The following is a 19,422-nucleotide window of genomic DNA, read 5'->3' as shown; positions in this document are numbered from 1 at the left end:
AGAAATCGGCGGCTAGCATCTATTGAGCTGAGGCAAGTTCGTCGAGCACTACTTGATGGTGATCTTTTGTTTTAAACTTGTCGAACACTTTGGCGATGGTGCCGTCTTGATTGATGAGAAAACTCATTCTGTGAATGCCATCGTACTCGCGGCCCATGAACTTTTTCAGTCCCCAGACGCCAAAGCCTTCGGCAACGGCATGGTCTTCATCGCTTAACAGTGTAAAGTTGAGCTCATCCCGTTCGGTAAATTTAGCTAAACGCTTGGGGGCATCAGGACTAATGCCGACGGTAACAACATTATGTTTTTCCAGTTCTTGCTGATGGTCACGCAGTTGCTGGGCTTGCACTGTGCACCCGGGGGTCATCGCCTTGGGGTAAAAGTAAACCAAAACTTTGCCTTGTTTTAATAGTTCTGACAGTGCGACCTGCTGTTCGTTGGCATCATTTAACGTAAACTGTGGCGCTTTATCGCCAGCTTTTAATGTGTTCATAAGTGTCCTTAGTGAGTTGCAGGTGAAAAAGCTCGTTGCGTTGCCTATCTTAAGCAAACAAATTAGGGAACGCAAAGGCGTCAGCCCTTGTCTTTATAACCGTACAAAAGTACCATTGTCGCCTTAAAAAGGATCAGGAGCAGTAATGTTAACAGGTAGTATCGTCGCATTAGTTACGCCTTTTACTGAGCAGGGCAACGTTGATTACAGCGCTCTGGCAAGCCTTGTCAATTGGCATGTAGAGCAGGGGACCGACGCAATTGTTGCGATGGGAACCACAGGCGAATCAGCAACCATGAGTCATGATGAGCATATTATGGTCGTCAGTGCGATATGTGAGTTGGCCGATGGGCGCCTTCATGTCATCGCCGGTAATGGCTCGAATGCGACGTCAGAAGCGGTGCATCTCACCGAGCGTATGGCACACTTACCACTCGCTGGCTTCCTCAACGTTAACCCTTACTATAATAACCCCTCAAGACGCGGTCTCATGGAGCACTATCGAGCCTGCTGTAGTGCCAGTGACTTGCCACAGTTATTGTATAATGTGCCAAGTCGAACGGGCGCGGACATGACCCCTGATCTGGTCGCCGAGCTTGCCGAAATTCAAACCATTGTCGGTATCAAAGAAGCTTCGGGAGATGTTAGCCGAGTCGCTGAATTGCGCAAACTTTGTGGCAGTAACTTTATTTTACTCAGTGGTGACGATAGCTCGAGTTGTGATTTTCTATTAGAAGGTGGCAACGGTGTGATCAGTGTGACGGCAAATTTAATGCCGGCGCAAATGAAAGAAATGGTGACGGCAGCTTGCACCGCTCATCACCAACGAGCGAAACAGCTCGACGCCGAAATGCAAGCGGTACATACCGCTATGTTCGCGCAAGCTAACCCTATTCCAGTTAAGTGGGCGTTAGGATGCATGGGCAAACTTGAACCGAATTACCGGTTGCCAATGACGGCTCCGGAACTTCCGCAACAACAACATATCGAACAAACATTAAAACAAGCTGGATTAATAAGCGCGGAGCACGAATGAAATTTTCTCAAATTGGAATTTTTTGCATTACCTCACTGGCCCTATCGGCCTGTAGCTTTACCCCTCGTGAGCAGGCTGAAGGAGGTTTTGACTACACCAAAGCTGAGCTTTCAGAGCCGGTTAAGCCAGCACCAGGCAAGCAATTACCTACGCCAACGAACCGGTTTGCAGTACCCGAGACCAAAACAGACGGTGCCATCGGTAAGAATATAAATATTATTGCCCCCGTTCTAGTAAGAGCAACCGCTGCGGGTAGCCGTCCCAACCAAACTATTGGTATGACCGCAGTCGACTTCTCTGAGTTAGAAGGCATGGATGACTTGCCTAGTTTTACTTGGCAAGAGGTGAAGGAAACTCTGAGCCGCAAGGGCATTAGTATTACTGAAGAAGTCGCCGAGCAACGATTAGTAACGGGCTGGCATAGCCAGCGGTTAGAAGTCGGTGAAGACGAAAAAGAAGTGGTTATTGAACGGCGCTATGAAGTCAAAATGGACGTGCCTAACCACCGCCGTTTAGTTACCTTGCAGGTTGATTTAATTGATAAACGAGAGTCTGGTCCTGGTCGCGGAGTGCTCCCTGCCGGCGTGGCTGATAACAACGCTGAAGCGGCGTTACTCAATAATATGATCAACGAAATAGCCATTCGCCAACAAGGTATTTTCAAAGCGGCTGAAGAGGCTGCAGTGGTTAATGTCGAGCCGAGCTTTAACGATGATGGCTTTCCAGCCTACAAGGTTGATATTGGCTTTGATACTGCGTGGCCATTAATGGCAGATGTGATTGAAAATCTTGGCTTTGAAATTGAAGACTTAAATCAAAGCAAAGGCATGTATTACACCAACTACCTGAACGACACCGGCTTTAGTTTAGCGTTCTGGAACTCACGCAGTGAGGGCAAACTCGATTTGCCAGATGGTGATTACCAAATCAATATTAAAGGTGATGATGACGAATCGACCATTACCATCTTTAGTGGTGACCAACCTCTAACCGCAGCGGATATTGATCGTTTATATGGTCCGATTGCGGCTGAAATTCGTCGGCGTAGCGCGCTGTAATTGTTGAATTAGCTGGAGATCCTGCTGCTCATGGAAAAACGTACTGAATTGTATCGAGGTAAGGCCAAAACTGTTTATACAACAGATGACCCGGAACGTTTGATTCTGCATTTTCGTAATGACACCTCAGCGTTTGACGGCGAAAAGGTCGAGCAGCTTGAGCGTAAGGGAATGATCAATAATAAGTTTAATAACTTTATTATGGCCAAGCTAGAAGCCGCTGGTATCGCCACCCAAACGGACAAAGTACTCAGTGAAACTGAAACCTTGGTGAAGCGTCTAGACATGATCCCCGTTGAGTGTGTGGTGCGAAACTATGCCGCTGGTAGTTTGGTGCGTCGTTTAGGTGTTACCGAGGGACAGGAGTTAACACCCGCGACCTTTGAGTTGTTTTTAAAAGATGATGCGTTGCATGATCCAATGATCAACGAATCTCATGCGGTTGTTTTTGGTTGGGCTACTGCTGAACAGCTGGCACAAATGAAGACCTTAACCGGTCGCGTCAATGAGGTGTTGAAACAACTTTTTGATGACGCTGGTATGCTGTTAGTCGACTTCAAACTGGAGTTTGGTGTCGATGCCAACGGAACCATTGTACTCGGTGATGAGTTCAGCCCCGACGGCTGCCGCTTATGGGATAAAGAAACCCGTAAAAAGCTTGATAAAGATCGTTTTCGTCAGGGGCTTGGCGGTGTTGTTGAGGCGTATGAAGAAGTTGCTCAACGACTTGGTGTCAGCCTCTAGTCGTGCTTCTTTGACGAATCGTCGTCATGCTCAGAATGCCGTTGCTTTAGCGACGGCATTTTCATTTTTGCGGTGTGTTTTAACAACATCAAATTGCCAATGACCACACCGAAAACGATCAATAAAATTAGCCAAAAAGCCATTCACTATCCTCCTGCTCTTCAGTTGCGCTGCAAATAGTATCTATGTAACGCTCTTTTAAGCTAGCTAAGCAATCGAGAACATAGTCTTTACCGGTGATGTCAGCGTTGCTGATAACGTGCTGTAATACATCTAAGGTGAGTTGTTGGTGGGCCTGATGCGCTGCCGCGCGATAGCTTAGATGCCAAGGTTCAGCGGCAATGCCACCACGATAGCGACGGTAGGGGAAGAAAAAACCAAAGTCGCCGGCATGACGTTGTAACCAAAGCGCTAATTCATGGCATGGGCCACCTTCCGAGTATTCCTCTGGCACCAGTTCCAACTTACGCTGGCCAGAGCTAAACGGACGCGGGTCATAGACATCAAGATCAGTCCCCCAGTGGTGTCGGCTGGCGCCTGGAAGCGCCGACCAGGTCATGATAGCTTCGACGATTTCACCGGTTGCTAAACTGGCAAAGTCGAGTTGCGCTCCAGCACTGGTATAAAGTGGTGCGTTCCCTGAAAACTTACGATTCCATATAACCCGTTGGCGCTCAAAATCACGAAAGCCTGAAGCAATATCAAGGCCCAAGCCTGCTGCTGTTGCGGCCGCATGCATAGCCTCATAGGCAGCGAACGCTTGGCTTTGTAGTTTAACGCTAGAGCGGCAGAGTGGGTGGCTTACCACATGACTCGATGCCCGGCCGGTGAGCTCATCTGTCGTTAACATAGTAATTGCTCCAATACAGCTTCGTAGATGGCACTAAGTTCGGCTAAATCGTCGATAGCAACGCGTTCATCTATTTTGTGGATAGTGGCGTTGACTGGGCCCAGTTCGATCACTTGCGCGCCCGTAGGCGCAATAAAACGACCATCGGAGGTGCCACCTGCCGTTGAAAGTTCGGTCCAGCGGCCCGTTACTTGATGAATTGCCTGGGTCGTCGCTCGAATTAGCTCGCCCTCGGCGGTTAAAAACGGGTTGCCATTTAATTTCCAGTCTAGCGCATAATCGAGCTGGTGTGCGTCTAGTATTGCGGTAACGCGAGCTTTTAATTGTTGCGCGGTGGACTCGGTGCTGAAGCGGAAATTAAAGCTGATGTTTAACTCACCGGGAATAACGTTGCCTGCACCGGTACCGGCCTGGATTGTTGAGATCTGAAAACTCGTTGCCGGAAATGCGGCGTTACCCTGGTCCCATTCTGTGGCGGTCAAAACAGCCAGCGCGGGAGCCGCTCGGTGCACCGGGTTATCTGCTAAATGAGGGTAGGCTACGTGGCCTTGAACACCAAACAATGTCAGCTCACCGGACAGTGAACCACGGCGCCCGTTTTTAACAACATCGCCTAGGTACTCAGTGCTCGAAGGCTCGCCCACCAAGCACCAGTCTATCTTTTCATTACGTGCTTCTAGGGTCTCTACAACTTTTGGCGTGCCATTAATGAAGGGGCCCTCTTCATCGCTGGTGATCAGAAAGGCAATACTACCTTTGTGGTTGGGAAATCGCTGGGTAAAGCGTTCCACTGCGACCACCATCGCCGCGATGCTACCTTTCATATCCGCCGCGCCGCGGCCGAATAAATATCCCTCACTGCGGGTGGGAGTGAAGGGGGGAAACCGCCATGCCTGCTCAGGGCCAGCAGGAACAACATCAGTATGCCCAGCGAAACAAAATACCGGGCCTGAATTGCCTTTGCGTGCCCATAGGTTGGTGGTATCGACGAACACCATCGTTTCTAGCTCGAAGCCTAGGGCCTGCAGACGTTGACCGATAATCTCTTGGCAACCAGCGTCGTTGGGTGTAACCGACGCTCGCGCGATGAGTTGTTCGGCGAGCTGGACTACGGTTTCAGCCGCTGCCGATAGACTCATAGTTCCAGCGCTCGTTGCCAGTCTGCTGATTTAAAACCAACTAAAGTTAGTTGTTCGCGGGTTAACACTGGGCGCTTCATTAAGGTTGGAAAGCGTTGGAGTAATTGCACCGCAATGGTATCGTCGAGTAACTGTTTTTCTTCATCAGACAGCTCGCGCCAACTAGTGCTGCGTTTATTGATTAACTTGTCACGCCCCACTTGTGTAACCCAATCCTGCAACGTCTCAAGTGGTAATGGTTGCTCACGGACATCGTGGAAGTCATAATCAACCGCATGGTCATCAAGAAAGCGACGAGCTTTACGAACGGTATCGCAATTTGGGATACCAAAAACAGTAATGGTCATAATAGTCTCTGTAAAATTTAACGGATGAGTCGAACTGCCGTTGCATTGTGACAAAAGCGCTGTGGATTCTCCACAGTTTGTGTGGATAACTCTGTGGGTTAGCTGCTGTGAAGTATATAAGAAGCTGAAAATTAAGGGAAAATACCTTTGGTTGAAAGTTAACCAGGTTGATCGAAAGCTGATCTGTCAAGCATTATTAAAGGAAATTTAATGGCACATTCGCTATGGCATGTTTTACAAAGTGGTCAAAAGTATGCGGCGATTTGGCCGCATCATGCGGTTGTTGCTGCGATGACAGAAACGCGGGTCGTGCCGGCAGTAAAGTTTGCGGCACAGTGGATGCCGGCTGTGGCCGTGGTGAACTTCTTAGTACAGTGGCAATGGTTAGGCAGTGCGATGTTAGCTCAGGCTGTTGTGAGCTCGCTTTTCATGCTATCTCTGCCGATTCAGGGGTGGGTTTGGCTTGGCCGCAGAGCCTTAAGTGAACTCGAACCTAGCTTGCATCAATGGTATTTGGAGTTAGCGCAAAAACTCGGCGTGCAACCTCGCAACAAGCCCACACGAATGGACTTGGCAAAACTGATCCGCCGAGCTCTAGCCGAACTACCGCCCGATCAACATTAAAGTTTGAATTCACTCCATATAGGCGCGTGATCTGAAGGCTTTTCAATGCCGCGCAACTGGTAGTCGATACCCGAGTCGACAAGCTTTGCCGCCAGCTTTTCAGTGGCTAAAATGAGGTCGATGCGCAGTCCACGATTATCGTTAAAGCCTTTCGACCGATAATCAAACCAGCTGAATTGGTCGATGACGTCTGGGTGTTGCAACCGATACGTATCAACTAGCCCCCAGTTCATAAGGGTATTAAGCCACTCGCGTTCTTCAGGAAGGAAGCTACACTTGCCTGTTCTCAGCCAGCGTTTCGCGTTATCCGGCCCAATTCCAATATCGCAGTCTTGATGAGATATATTCACATCACCCATCACCACAACCGGTTGGCTGGGGTCGAGGTCCTGATTGAGATAACTCATTAAGTCGGCATAAAACTTTTCTTTTGCCGGGAACTTCAGCGGGTGGTCGCGACTTTCACCCTGTGGAAAGTAGCCATTTAAGATGCGTACGCGGGTGCCATCATCTAAGCAAAGATCGCCCATAATCATTCGCCGCTGTGCGTCTTCTTCATCGCCTGGAAAACCGAACTGCGGATTTTCTAACGGCTTTTTACTCAACATAGCAACGCCGTAATGGCCTTTTTGCCCGTGGAAAATAACGTGATACCCAAGTGCTTCAACATCAGCGAGAGGAAATTGGTCGTCGTGCACTTTCGTTTCCTGCAGACCGATCACGTCGGGTTGGTGCTTTTCGATGAGTGCTTGTAGTTGGTGAAGTCGAGCTCGAATTCCATTGATGTTAAACGAAATGAGTTTCATAACAGCTTATTTCCCATAGCATTGAATTAGCATTGAAGTGACAAATCAAGAATCATTGCCAAGCATACCAGAACCCTTAAATAGGTGCGATAGTGAGCCAGTGTCGAGGGTGTCGTGGCGCGATGTTTTGGGTATACTGGCAGTTATTAATTGAAAAGTATCAATGACAGGACACAACGCTGATGGCAACCGATTGGTTGCAGTTACGCGCCGGAGAGCGTGCGTGGTTGCAGATAAAAGAACAAGGGTTAAATGAAAACGCAGTGAAGTTGCTAATGGGCGCATCAGGAGGACCAAAATGGTTTATTCTGCAAGGTTTAGATCGCTACCTATTTGGCGAGTTCTTTGCCCAGCGACAAACGCCTCTTGACCTATTAGGTACCTCCGCGGGAGCGTGGCGCTTTGCTGCGTTGGGGCAACAAGACCCGGTTGCAGCTAGTGAACTCTTTAGTCGTTTGTATAGCACACAAACCTACAGTGCCAAGCCTGATGTAAATGAAATCACCAACGAAGCTAGGAAGCTTTTAAACGAGTATATTCCTGATGATGCGGTACACGATATTTTGCGCCAAGAGCGCTTTCGGCACCACTGGATCGTCGCTCGCTGTCGTGGCCTAACAAGCTCCGAGGGCAAACGCCAGTTGTTCGGGTTACTTACGTCGGCGGCGGCAAACTCAGTTAAGCGCAGTTGGCTTGGAAAGTTTTACGAGCGAGTGATATTTCATCATCCAGCGTCCTCTGCCAGCTTTACCGAGCACTGGAACGACTTACCAACTTTGTATGCAACTCTATCGTCGGATAACTTTAAAAAAGCATTGTTAGCGACAGGCTCGATTCCTCTGGTGCTCGAAGGAGTGCGTGACATTCCTGGCGCGCCACCTGGCATCTACCGTGATGGTGGCGTCACTGATTATCATTTTGACCTTGATTTAAGCCACGTTGATGGGTTGGTGCTTTATCCACATTTCCATCATGAAGTGATCCCGGGCTGGTTTGACAAACGCAACAAAAAGCGCCGAACAACCGGGCGTCAGTGGCCAAATGTGATCCTTTTAACCCCAACGCAAGAATTTATTGATGCATTACCATTTGGCAAAATCCCTGACCGCACTGACTTTGCTAAACTTGATGCCGAGCAACGCTTAAAATACTGGCAGCAAGCGATCGAGCAAGGGAAGTGGATGGCAGATCAACTGCATGAGTGGATTGCCACGGATAAAATTCGCGACAAAGTAGAACTTTGGACATAACTTGAATGAGGTAAAGAATGGACTATCGTGGTTATGCTGGATTCTCCCACGCTCAAAAAGACAAAGTTGGCGTGCTAATTACAAACTTAGGTACTCCAGACGCACCGGATACCCCTTCGTTACGACGTTATTTAAAAGAGTTTCTATCGGACCCTAGAGTGGTTGAGGTTCCGCGTTTGCTATGGTGGCTGATTCTAAATGGCGTTATTTTGCGTATTCGGCCGAGACGATCTGCGGCAGCGTATAAAACTGTATGGACCGAGCGCGGTTCGCCACTTTTGTTTCATACAAAAGATCAAGCGGACAAGCTGCAACAGGCATTAGCGCAAGACTATGGCGACGATGTAGTTGTGCGCTTCGCAATGCGTTACGGCTCGCCAGCGATGGCCGACGTGCTAGATGAGATGCTAAGCTCGGGCGTTCGCAAATTGGTGCTGCTTCCCCTTTATCCACAATATTCTGGGGCAACTTCAGGGTCGACCTTCGATGCTCTCGCGCAGGACTTTTTAAAGCGTCGCTGGCTACCAGATTTAAGATTTATCAGTCATTATGCCGACGATAGTGGTTACATCGACGCATGTGCCGCGCAAATCGAAGCATTTTGGCAGCAACATGGAAAACCAGAAAAGCTGATTTTTTCCTATCATGGTGTGCCGAAAAAGTATCTGACGCAGGGCGACCCCTATCATTGTCAGTGTCATAAAAGTTCGCGTTTAATTGCCGAAAAGCTAGGGTTAGGTAAGGATGATTACTTAACCACATTTCAATCGCGGTTTGGCCGTGAAGAGTGGTTAAAGCCGTATACGGATAAAACGTTACAAGAATTACCAAGCTTGGGCGTGACTAATATTCAGGTATTCTGTCCCGGGTTTAGCGCCGATTGCCTAGAAACGATTGAAGAAATCGGTGAAGAAAATCGCGAGTACTTTATCGAAGCCGGTGGGAAGAAATATGCCTATATTCCCGCGCTAAATGCCACGCCTGCGCATATTGAAGCGCTCGCTGCCTTGGTTAAACGCGAGCTGCACGGCTGGCAGTTGTCGCATCACGAAGCGGAACGGCAGCAACAAGCAACGGCCCGAGAACAGAACTATGGCAAATTGACGAACTGAGATAGGGTTCATCGGTTACAGAGGAGCTGCGAAGGCGGTGAAAGATGGAAAGGCACAAGGACGGTTAGCGCAAGCAGTCGCGCCTTTGCAAGCTGAGCATCAAGGCCATAGCGGAACAGTCCCTCTGGTTGATGCGCGCGAAGCATTTGCGGCTCGAGTGACGCTTGCACGGCAAGCGGAATATCAACTCGACCTACAATATTATATTTGGCGCAAAGACATCACCGGTACCTTGTTGTTTGAAGAGTTGCATGAAGCGGCAGACCGCGGCGTTAAGGTGCGCCTGTTGCTTGATGACCATAATACTGCGGGGTTAGATGCCTTGCTGATTGGGCTTCAGCAACATCCGAATATCGAAGTTCGTTTATTTAATCCGTTGAAATTAAGACGGCCGCGGTTTCTAAATTATCTGTTTGACTTCCGACGTGTGAATCGCCGGATGCACAATAAATGCTTCATTGCCGATGGTAGCGTGGTTATTAGCGGGGGCCGCAATATCGGTGATGAATATTTTGGTGCCACCAGCGATATTCTCTTTGCCGACCTTGATGCTTTATTAATCGGCCCCGTGGTTGAGGCAGTGCAGAATGACTTTGAACGCTACTGGACGTCAACCTCGGCAGTACCGCTGGATAAGCTTTTTACCCTAACAAAGCCGCAAGAATTATCTGCACTCAAGCAAGTTGCCGCGCGGTATAAACAGAATCCCAAGGCGCAGGCCTATGTTAAGGCTATCGATGAGCTGCCCTTTGTGCAGCAACTACAACGCCAGGAGATAAAAGTCTATTGGTCGGAAACTCAGTTAGTGAGTGACTCACCGGCCAAAGCACTGGGCCGCGCCAGACCGCAACAAATGATTCCACACCAACTGCAGCAGGCGATAGGAACGCCACAATCACATGTCACCTTGGTGTCGCCTTATTTTGTGCCGACCAAAAACGGGGTGAAAGAGCTTATCGCCATGGCGAAACGGGGGGTTCAGATCATCATTCTCACCAACTCGTTAGCCGCAACCGATGTTGCGGTCGTTCATGCCGGCTATGCAAAGTGGCGCCGCAAGTTGCTACGCCATGGCATTCAACTTTTTGAGCTGCAAAAATTATCACCTTTGGCGCGGCGGCAACAGCGAAAGGAACGACGTCAACGATTGAAAGGTAAAGAGCGGTTTGGTAGCTCGGCGTCGAGCTTACATGCAAAGACATTTATGGTGGACTTAACCCGCGTTTTTGTCGGCTCATTGAACTTTGATCCACGTTCGGCGGCAATTAATACGGAGTTAGGTTTTGTCATGCATAGTCGAGATCTGGCGCTGAAAATTGAACAGGCCATTGTACAAACATTGCCCCATTATGCCTATCAATTACGTCTAATAAAGAATAAGGTGGTTTGGGTAGAACGTTTAGGAAAGCAGCGGACCTATTACCGCTCAGAGCCTGGAGCTTCCATTTGGCGGCGTTTAGCAGTGCGGATTCTTGAACGTTTACCCATCGAGCGACTATTGTAGCTACGGATCCACAGCAGGGGGAGGGCCCATGCGCTTAACGTTTTTAGGCGGAAGTGAAACCGTCACAGGCTCCAAATACCTGTTAGAGACCGACACTACCAGAGTATTGATCGACTGCGGGCTCTTTCAGGGCTACAAGTGGTTGCGTAAACGTAACCGCCAACCTTTGCCGCTGGCCATTGAGAATGTCGATGCGATTGTTCTGACCCATGCCCATCTTGATCATTCTGGCTTCACCCCAGTACTTTATAAACATGGCTTTCGGGGCCCAGTTTATACGCATTATGGCACCCTTGGCTTATGCCAAATTTTATGGCCCGACAGTGGCCGTATTCAAGAAGAAGACGCAAAGTTTTATAAGAAGCACGGCTTAAGTCGCCATACCGATCCGCAACCACTCTACGATGAAGCAACAGCCGAAGAAGCATTGCGTCTTATGCAGGGGGTTGAGTTCGAGCAAGTATTTCGGGTCGGGGATATCGAGTTGCGCTTGCAACCGGTTGGACATATCGTCGGGGCGGCCTCGATAATTGCCGAACACAACGGCGTGCGCATTGGTTTTAGTGGTGATGTGGGGCGTCCTAACGATATTCTTATGCGTCCGCCAAAGCCACTTCCAGAGGTCGATTACTTGCTGTTAGAGTCGACCTATGGCGACCGTCGCCATGATGATGAAGACCCGTGGCAGCAGCTCGCAGATGTAGTGAACGAAACAGCGGCCGCAGGCGGGGTGCTGATGATCCCTAGTTTTGCTGTAGGGCGCGCGCAGCTTCTGCAGCATATGCTTGTTTCGATGATGAATGAAGGCAGAATACCGCGGCTACCGATTTTCTTAGATAGCCCGATGGCTATCCGTGTGTCTGATGTTTATCACCAGCAGCATGCGTACCATCGCTTAACCAATGCCCAGTGCAGTGAATTTGAACAAACTATTATCTATACCCAGGGTGTCGAGGCATCTAAGCAGATCGCTTCCCAACGGGCGCCCCATATCATTATTGCTGGCAGTGGCATGGCAACAGGCGGAAGAATACTGCATCACTTTAAACACTGGCTCGGTGATTATCGGAGTACCGTTTTATTTAGTGGGCACCAGGCCGGGGGAACCCGAGGTGCTAAAATGGTGCAGGGGGTTGAACGGATCAAAGTTCATGGGCGGTGGCTGCCAGTAAAAGCCAAAGTTCGCCAGCTCGATGGGTTATCCGGACACGCGGATTATTGCGAACTGGAACAATGGTTACGAGACTCGGCATTAACCGACAAGACTAAAATCTATCTGGTTCACGGTGAACCCGATGCATTAGAAGCAATGTCGGATTATCTCAAACAGAAGACCCGTTACGAGGTACATATTGCGGGTTACCGGCAGGTTTTACACTTTTAGTGGTTAGGGTTGGCTACTTCCGGTTTAGGCATTAGGCAACTAGCAGCATGACGACAGCCGTGGTAATAACAGCCAATAAAACATTAAGTACCAATCCTTCCCGTGCCATCTCTTTAACGGTAATGCGTTCTGAAGAAAACACAATCGAATTGGGTGGGGTGGCGACAGGCATACAAAATGCCGAGCTACAGGCGATGGTTGCCGGTATCATCAGTAGGGCTGGGGGCACTTCGAGTGCAACCGCTGCAGCGGCCATAATCGGCATCAGTAGCGTCGCCGTAGCGGTGTTTGAAGTGACTTCGGTGAGAAACGACACACTGATGGTTAAACAAAAGACCAGAAGCCAAATGGGAAGCCCTCGTAGTCCGCTGAGAGCGTCGCCAATCAACACGCTTAAACCACTACTAATAAACCCTTGGGCCAAGGCAATACCGCCGGCGAAGAGGAGTAATATACCCCAGGGTATTTGACTTGCTTGAGTCCAGGTGAGTAATTGCTTGCCGCGATTATCTCTAATAATGAACATCGCAATAACTCCGGCAATTGCGATACTTGCGTCACCAAGGTAGGTGAAGCCGGTCCATGCCGCCCAACCACCGAAAGGTGTGGTACGGGTGATCCACAGAGCCACCACTATGCCAAAAACCAGCAGTACACGTTTTTCGGCGCTCTGCATAGGTCCGGGCGTGTCAATATGTAGTTCGATGTTAGTTGAAACCTTACGTGCTAACCACCAGGCCATTATGGGCAGGCTTACCACCACTAACGGAAGCCCAATGGCAAACCATTCTGTAAACCCGAAGGGGCTGCCTATACTTGCTTCGTAGACCGATGCAAAGATCAAGTTAGGGGGTGTTCCTACTAACGTCGCGACGCCGCCGATTGATGCAGAGTAGGCAAGTCCGAGCAGCAAGGCACGCTGAAAGTGAGCATCATCACAGGCGTCAGCCAAAGCTAAGGCAACGGGCAATAGTGCAAGTACTGCTGCGGTATTTGAAATCCACATAGATAACAAAGCGGTGGCAAGCATAAAGGCAAATAACATACGTTTGCCATGACCATTGCCAATCGAGTGCACTAAAGTTAACGCAAGTCGTCGATGAACGCCGCTTAGCTCCACCGCCTTAGCCAACATAAAAGCTGCCATAAACAGCCAAATAATTGGGTTGCCTAAAGCGCTTGAGACCTCGTTGAGTGGGGTAACGGCACCTAATGGCAGCAATACAAAGGGCAAGAGCGATGAAGCGGGTAAAGGAAGCGCTTCAGTGATCCACCACCAAGCCACCCAAACGGTGGTTGCGAGAGTCCATGCTGGCGCATGAGAAAATCCGGCGATGGACTGAGCCAATAAATAAACGGTTAAAGCCGCTAGTGGCGCTAACGCTAAATGCCATTTTTGCATCGGAGGTATCTTTTAAAGTTATCCGGTCAGGGGAGTTGAATTTAGACTAGCAAATAATTGTCTTATTTGAAATTTTAAGCGCAAGCGCATAGGGTTAACGGGTCTATTTAAAAAAGGAGTCGCTGATGTCAGAAGCCAAAAAGAAAAAATGGAATTCAGCTATTCTCGCACCGGTGTTCTTTCCGGCAGTAGCTGTGATTGCCTTATTGGTGATCGGAACCTTAAGTAATCCGGAGCTTGCGGGGGAAGTATTTAGTGATGTTTTGGCGTGGATCACAGCCGACTTCGGCTGGTTTTATATGCTGGCAGTCGCAATTTTCCTGGTGTTTATTGTCAGTGTTGCGATATCCAAGTGGGGACGCATCAAATTGGGCCCCGATCATGCTGAACCGGAATATAGCTTTCTAGCGTGGTTCGCTATGTTGTTTTCCGCAGGCTACGGCATCGCGCTGTTGTTCTTTGGTGTTGCTGAGCCGGTATTGCACTATTCAAGTCCTCCCGCGGGAGCCGCAGAAACGGTGGGGTCGGCAAAACAGGCAATGCAAATTGCTTATTTCCACTGGGGCTTCCATATCTGGGCCATCTACGGCTTGGTTGGTTTGGTTCTAGCCTATTTTTCTTTTCGACATGGTTTACCGCTATCAATGCGTTCGACCTTGTACCCCATTATTGGTGAGAAAATACATGGAGTGGCAGGGCATGTGGTCGATACCTTTGCGATTTTAGGAACCATGTTTGGTATCGCCACCACTTTGGGGCTATCGGTGATACAAATTAATACAGGGCTAAATTATTTATGGCCAGATATTCCCGTAGGAACCATGGTGCAGGTTATTGCAATCGCGGTAATAACGCTATTCGCCATTATGTCGGTGGTAGCTGGGCTCGATAAAGGAATCAAACGTTTATCCTACCTAAACATGGCTCTTGTGATGTTTATCTTACTGTTTGTATTCTTTGCTGGGCCAACGGTTCATATTCTTGAAACCTATCTACAAAACACGGGTGCTTATTTAAATAACATTGTTGAACGGACGTTCAATTTGCAAGCCTACACCCGTAGTGACTGGATCGGGAACTGGACACTCTTTATCTTCGGCTGGACGATCGCATGGGCGCCCTTTGTCGGTCTCTTCATTGCTAAAATCAGCCGTGGTCGCACTATCCGCCAGTTTGTCTTTGGGGTAATGTTTGTGCCGACCATGTTCACTTTCTTCTGGTTTAGTGTGTTTGGTGATACGGCCTTGAATATGATCATGAATGAAGGCTACACCACCTTAATAGGGCAGGTGCAAGAGAACGAAGCCATTGCATTGTTTAAGCTCTACGAGAACTTACCACTCACCAGTATATTGTCTTTTGTCACGGTGCTACTGATTGTGACTTTCTTTGTTACCTCGTCAGACTCCGGTTCCTTGGTGATTGACTCGTTAGCCTCGGGCGGACATACCGACACCCCGGTCTGGCAGCGTATTTTTTGGGCGAGTTCAGAAGGTGTCGTTGCAGGAGTTCTGTTGATTGCCGGTGGCTTAAGTGCTCTGCAAACAGCTTCGATAGCAAGTGCCTTGCCCTTTGCTTTCATTTTGTTACTCGCAGCCTTTGGTATGTGGCGAGCATTAGTGATAGAGGGGCATCAGTACGCCAGTTTGAAAAGTGCCATGCGAACCCATCGCAGAGGTGTCCACGCGGGCCCTAGCTACTGGAAAAAACGCCTTGCCGGTGTCGTTGATTACCCAGCCCAACAGCAGGTGCGAGAATTTATCGAGCATACTGTCGTAGAATGCCTGCAAGATGTTGGCAAGGAACTCAAGGAACACGGGTGGGACACGCATACGGAATTTGATGCAGAAAATATACGCTCGATCTTAACCGTGCATACAGAAGGTGAAATGGAGTTTAACTACGAAGTGCGGATGCGGTCGTATCAACGCCCTGGCTTCGCCCTAGTCGGTAACAGTGGTGATAAACAATACTACCGCGCTGAGGTTTTCTTACGTCAAGGCGGACAGGCCTACGACCTATACGGTTATGAGCCTGGAGATATCATCAACGATATTATCAACCAGTTTGAAAACTATCTGCAGTTTATGCATATTTCACCAGGCAGCTTGCCGTGGGACTTGCAACAACATGATGAGGACCTTAAGTCAGAAACTTAATCATTTCTGCAAGCGACATGGGCTTGGCGAAGTAGTAGCCTTGCCCATAGTCGCAATCCATTCCCGCCAAATGAACCGCTTGTTCCGAGTGCTCAATACCTTCCGCAACGACAGTCATATTCAGACGTTTGGCCATTGCCAGAACGCCGCGCACAATGGCTTCATCACTTTGTTTAGTGATAATTTCAGAAATGAAGGCCCGATCAATTTTAAGCTTGTTGACTGGCAGTTTATTTAAATAACTCAAACTAGAAAAGCCGGTGCCAAAGTCATCAATTGAAACGGATAAACCAGCTTCACGAAAACGCTGGATTAAAGCAATAGCATGGCTGCTATCGTCCATTAAGATGCTCTCGGTTAGCTCCAGTTCTATATCGCTATTGGCAAGCTCGTAGGCTTCGATGGTCGAGGTGATTTGCTCGAAGAAATTCGCACGACCGAACTGCAGCACCGACAGGTTCACCGACATCCGCAAGTTACTCTGGTGTTGCTGCAATATACGCAAGTCCTTACAGGCCTGCTTAAAGGCCCATTGACTCGCCGGGATAATCTGTCCGGTGGTCTCCGCCATAGGAATAAAACGTGCGGGCGAAACAAAGCTACCGTCAGCTAGTTGCCAACGCATAAGGGCTTCAACAGCGACTACTTGGCCGCTCTGTAATTCAACAATAGGCTGATAAAACAGCTGCAGAGATTGCTGTTCGATAGCCTGCTGAAACTGATTTCTTAAATTGACATCTAAACGCTGTTGATGGGCCGTTTCTGTTTGATAGAAAAAGATGTGGTTACGGCCCTGACGTTTCGCCATCGACATAGCCATATCGGCCTGTTGGATGAGGTCTGTCGCTTGAGTTTGGGCTCGGCAGAAGCAAGATATTCCGATACTCGCCGTTAAATAAACCTTTTGCTGCGCGACAGGATAGGGTTCTGCTAATGTTTCGAGCAGCCGTTGGCCAAAGGCTTCAAGCTCTGAACGATGGGTATAACGGCTGGCAAACACAAACTCATCACCACCAAAGCGAGCGATAATGGAGCTGTCATTGGCAAAATCACCTAAACGTCGTGCAACCTGTTGCAATATGTCGTCGCCGGCTTCTAGCCCCATGGCTTCATTGATCGGCTTAAACCCATCAAGGTCAATAAATAATACGGCCCACGGTTGAGAGGTTTGTTCTGCGGTTTCGCTTTGTTCAAGCTCTGCACTAAGTCGGTGTTCAAAAGCGTGACGATTAAGAATGTTTGTTAGGGCATCATGCTCAGCCTGAGTTGCAAGTAGTTGCTGGCTTTTGATGTGCTCTGAGACATCTTGATGGACGCCGATAAAGTGGCTAATCACTCCGGCACTATCGGCGACGGGAGTCAACTGTAAAGCATCCCAAAAACTGCTACCGTCACGGCGGTAATGAAGTACATCAACTTTACACTCGGTACGTTCAGCTAACGCAGTACGAACCTTTTCAACGGTTTCGGGCGCAGTCTCTGCGCCAATTAAAAAGTCGCAAGACTTACCGATAATATCGTCCGTTTGGTAGCCAGTCATCTGGCAGAAGGCTTCGTTACTGTAGATGACTGGGCTTGTTGGGTCCGTGGCATCGGAAATAATAATGCCATTGGTGCTTACATTAATACTGCGCTTGAGGACATTTAGTTGTTCATCTTGTTGTTTTTGCGCAGTAATGTCTTTGGCAATACCAAATACACCGGTCACTTGGTTATCTATTTTGATCGGCAAATTCGTAATATCAATGTGTAAAAGCTCGCCGTCACGACCAAAGACTCTTAAGTCGTAACGTGCTGATTCACCGTTTAAGGCGATATCCATATACTGTTGAGCCCGTACTCGGTCCGCAGGATAAATAAATGCGCTGAAGTGCGCTCCTAGAGTTTGCTCGATATCGATCTCTAAAATATTTAAAACGGCTTCGTTGGCACTGGTGAGAAGACCGTCGCGGTCCAAGGAAAAGACGGCATCGGGGTGATAGGTAAAAAGCGAGCGGTATTGTTGTTCATTCAGTTTTAGCTGCTTTTGTTGACTTTGCAACTGTGAACGCACTCGGTTGAGGCGTCGTGCATGCTTGCGTAACATGGCATTTTGCTGTGCTGAGGCTAAAAACGCGATGCAAAATAGAAAACCTATAGTGGCCGTTACCATGCGTAAATTTGAAGCATTAGCGAGCTCTGAAAAGCTATAAAGGCTAATCGATAGCTCTAGTGGTTCACCATAGGGAATATCAAGTTGTTGATGAGCTATCTGCAATTCGCGTGATGAGCTGGGCTTGCTTTGATCAAAGCTAATGACATGGGTGTCATCGAGCGCTACATAAACTTTCAAATAGTCGGGTAGTAACCTTGTTTCAGGACTAATCAAGCGCTTTAAATCGAAGGCAACTAATAGATAAAAGCCACGGTCAGCCTCGTAACCTACCGGCATCAGCATCAGGCCAACGGGCCGGCCTTGTTGAAGAAACTCTGCTTTGGGTAACAACATGGAAATATCAGTCGGTGTTGATGTCAGCCAGTGTTGCACTTCGGTATGATTCAGGTGGCTCAGATAATTAGCATCACGCTCGCTTTGCAATTGCCACTGCGGTCGACCTTGGCTATCGACCAGTTGAATACCAAGGTAGTGAGGTATGTCACGCAAGTAGGTTTCCACGTCAAACTTTGCAAACTCTGAGGTTGGCGAAACGTCGAGATAATCCCAGCGTTCACGCAAGCGATTGAGAATTTGAATATTTACCTGAATGGTTTGCTGGCGCGCGGTGGCTACCTTTTCAATAGTGCTGATAGCATCAGCACGTATGGTTTTGATTTGATTTAAGCTCAAGCTAAACCATGACGTACAAATAATGGCAACGAAGCAGAGTGTTATCCAAGCGGCTGAGTTTTTATTAAGCGGGAATAACAGTATGCGACTTGAACTACTAAGAAAGAGTGAAATACCTATGAGCAGCACACAAATTGCAGCCAGTGTCGTTACTGGCGGATGCGGGCCAAGATAAGCAAAACCGTTATCGACGAAGTGCAACCCCATCGCACCCAACGCTAATATCACCAGGAATAGAGCAAACGAACGCATCCAGCGGCGTTGTAGCGACTCGCGCGGGTTCAGCATTAAGGTGATGCCTAAAAGCAAAAAGGTTAAAGCAACAGGCGGATAGAAGTAAGCGTCAATCGCCTTGAGGAAGTCTAAGTAAAGCAGCGGCGCGAGCGATAAATTGACAATAAGGCTGTGTAAGGCCGCAAGAAAAACCACGAATGCGAAGCTAACTTGTAGCACTCGCCGCTTCGCAGAGAGCCCCATCAGCGCTAACGCCGTAGCGATGGCGACCAACGCCGAGGTGGTTGAGATCACTCTTTCGAACGCACTTTCAGGCTGCGCATAAATATTATATGCCAGCCCGAGTAAGCCGAATAAGAAGGTCGCGCTAATGGTTACATAAAGCGTTACGTTAACCAAAGACAGCGCGAAGCTACGACGATGAATCATAGGTTTTATTGTTATTTTTTAAGC

Annotated in this window: 17 protein-coding genes; 9 read left to right on the top strand and 8 right to left on the bottom strand. The window is 48.6% G+C overall.

The genetic code is table 11. The features are described 5' to 3' along the window. Positions 1-19 precede the first annotated feature (19 nt). Positions 20-493 (bottom strand): thioredoxin-dependent thiol peroxidase, encoded by a 474-nt coding sequence (gene bcp / locus PSI9734_RS03785; protein ID WP_173919762.1) that lies wholly within the window; start codon positions 491-493, stop codon positions 20-22. A gap of 145 nt (positions 494-638) precedes the next feature. On the opposite strand from bcp, the gene dapA reads away from it, so the two are divergent. The 3 genes from dapA to purC are packed head-to-tail and all read left to right on the top strand — an operon-like array spanning position 639 to position 3,331. After that, a complete protein-coding gene (dapA, locus tag PSI9734_RS03780; RefSeq protein ID WP_173919761.1) occupies positions 639-1,529 on the top strand; it encodes a 4-hydroxy-tetrahydrodipicolinate synthase in 891 nt (296 codons plus the stop codon). Then, positions 1,526-2,587 (top strand): outer membrane protein assembly factor BamC, encoded by a 1,062-nt coding sequence (bamC, locus tag PSI9734_RS03775; protein ID WP_173919760.1) that lies wholly within the window; start codon positions 1,526-1,528, stop codon positions 2,585-2,587. Before dapA ends, bamC begins: the two co-directional genes overlap by 4 nt. A gap of 30 nt (positions 2,588-2,617) precedes the next feature. After that, positions 2,618-3,331, top strand: coding sequence for a phosphoribosylaminoimidazolesuccinocarboxamide synthase (purC, locus tag PSI9734_RS03770; RefSeq protein WP_173919759.1), 714 nt, complete (start codon positions 2,618-2,620; stop codon positions 3,329-3,331). Here purC and PSI9734_RS03765 read toward each other — a convergent pair. From PSI9734_RS03765 to PSI9734_RS03750, 4 genes are read right to left on the bottom strand one after another with little or no spacing between them, the layout of a single operon-like run. Beyond that, positions 3,328-3,474, bottom strand: coding sequence for a DUF2897 family protein (locus PSI9734_RS03765; protein WP_173919758.1), 147 nt, complete (start codon positions 3,472-3,474; stop codon positions 3,328-3,330). The genes purC and PSI9734_RS03765 overlap by 4 nt on opposite strands. Then, positions 3,459-4,181, bottom strand: a complete 723-nt coding sequence (locus PSI9734_RS03760; RefSeq protein WP_173919757.1) for a M15 family metallopeptidase — start codon at positions 4,179-4,181, stop codon at positions 3,459-3,461. Before PSI9734_RS03760 ends, PSI9734_RS03765 begins: the two co-directional genes overlap by 16 nt. After that, positions 4,175-5,320: a succinyl-diaminopimelate desuccinylase gene (dapE, locus tag PSI9734_RS03755; RefSeq protein ID WP_173919756.1), complete on the bottom strand. Its 1,146-nt coding sequence runs from the start codon at positions 5,318-5,320 to the stop codon at positions 4,175-4,177. Before dapE ends, PSI9734_RS03760 begins: the two co-directional genes overlap by 7 nt. Then, a complete protein-coding gene (locus PSI9734_RS03750) occupies positions 5,317-5,667 on the bottom strand; it encodes an arsenate reductase (protein ID WP_173919755.1) in 351 nt (116 codons plus the stop codon). Before PSI9734_RS03750 ends, dapE begins: the two co-directional genes overlap by 4 nt. A 210-nt stretch (positions 5,668-5,877) precedes the next feature. On the opposite strand from PSI9734_RS03750, the gene yfbV reads away from it, so the two are divergent. Continuing rightward, positions 5,878-6,291, top strand: coding sequence for a terminus macrodomain insulation protein YfbV (yfbV, locus tag PSI9734_RS03745; protein WP_173919754.1), 414 nt, complete (start codon positions 5,878-5,880; stop codon positions 6,289-6,291). On the opposite strand, the gene xthA is transcribed toward yfbV, so the two are convergent. Further along, positions 6,288-7,097, bottom strand: coding sequence for an exodeoxyribonuclease III (gene xthA / locus PSI9734_RS03740; RefSeq protein ID WP_173919753.1), 810 nt, complete (start codon positions 7,095-7,097; stop codon positions 6,288-6,290). The two genes, yfbV and xthA, sit on opposite strands and share 4 nt — an antisense overlap. 182 nt (positions 7,098-7,279) lie before the next feature. Between xthA and PSI9734_RS03735 the strand changes: the two genes are divergently transcribed. The 4 genes from PSI9734_RS03735 to PSI9734_RS03720 are packed head-to-tail and all read left to right on the top strand — an operon-like array spanning position 7,280 to position 12,347. Then, positions 7,280-8,347, top strand: a complete 1,068-nt coding sequence (locus PSI9734_RS03735) for an alpha/beta hydrolase (RefSeq protein ID WP_173919752.1) — start codon at positions 7,280-7,282, stop codon at positions 8,345-8,347. Positions 8,348-8,364: 17 nt separating this feature from the next. Continuing rightward, complete coding sequence (hemH, locus tag PSI9734_RS03730; RefSeq protein WP_173919751.1) at positions 8,365-9,459, top strand: ferrochelatase; 1,095 nt, start codon at positions 8,365-8,367, stop codon at positions 9,457-9,459. 37 nt (positions 9,460-9,496) lie between these two features. Beyond that, entirely contained in the window at positions 9,497-10,963 is a 1,467-nt protein-coding gene (locus PSI9734_RS03725; RefSeq protein ID WP_217420744.1) for a phospholipase D family protein, read from the top strand. Positions 10,964-10,991: 28 nt separating this feature from the next. Then, entirely contained in the window at positions 10,992-12,347 is a 1,356-nt protein-coding gene (locus tag PSI9734_RS03720) for an MBL fold metallo-hydrolase RNA specificity domain-containing protein (protein WP_173919750.1), read from the top strand. Positions 12,348-12,378: 31 nt separating this feature from the next. On the opposite strand, the gene PSI9734_RS03715 is transcribed toward PSI9734_RS03720, so the two are convergent. Then, positions 12,379-13,749, bottom strand: coding sequence for an SLC13 family permease (locus PSI9734_RS03715; protein ID WP_173919749.1), 1,371 nt, complete (start codon positions 13,747-13,749; stop codon positions 12,379-12,381). 125 nt (positions 13,750-13,874) lie between these two features. On the opposite strand from PSI9734_RS03715, the gene PSI9734_RS03710 reads away from it, so the two are divergent. Continuing rightward, positions 13,875-15,908 carry a BCCT family transporter gene (locus tag PSI9734_RS03710; protein ID WP_173919748.1) on the top strand — a complete coding sequence of 678 codons (2,034 nt, stop codon included), beginning with the start codon at positions 13,875-13,877 and terminating at the stop codon, positions 15,906-15,908. Here the strand turns inward: PSI9734_RS03710 and PSI9734_RS03705 are convergent. Next, the gene (locus PSI9734_RS03705; protein WP_173919747.1) at positions 15,892-19,398 is read right to left on the bottom strand and encodes an EAL domain-containing protein; all 3,507 of its coding nucleotides are present in this window, start codon (positions 19,396-19,398) and stop codon (positions 15,892-15,894) included. The two genes, PSI9734_RS03710 and PSI9734_RS03705, sit on opposite strands and share 17 nt — an antisense overlap. Between the last annotated feature and the right edge of the window lie 24 nt (positions 19,399-19,422).

It is taken from the genome of Pseudidiomarina piscicola (genome assembly GCF_902806985.1).
GTDB classification, from domain to species: Bacteria; Pseudomonadota; Gammaproteobacteria; order Enterobacterales; family Alteromonadaceae; genus Pseudidiomarina; species Pseudidiomarina piscicola.
The sequence above is the reverse complement of the archived record's forward strand: the minus strand, read 5'-3'. Positions and strand labels throughout refer to the sequence as shown.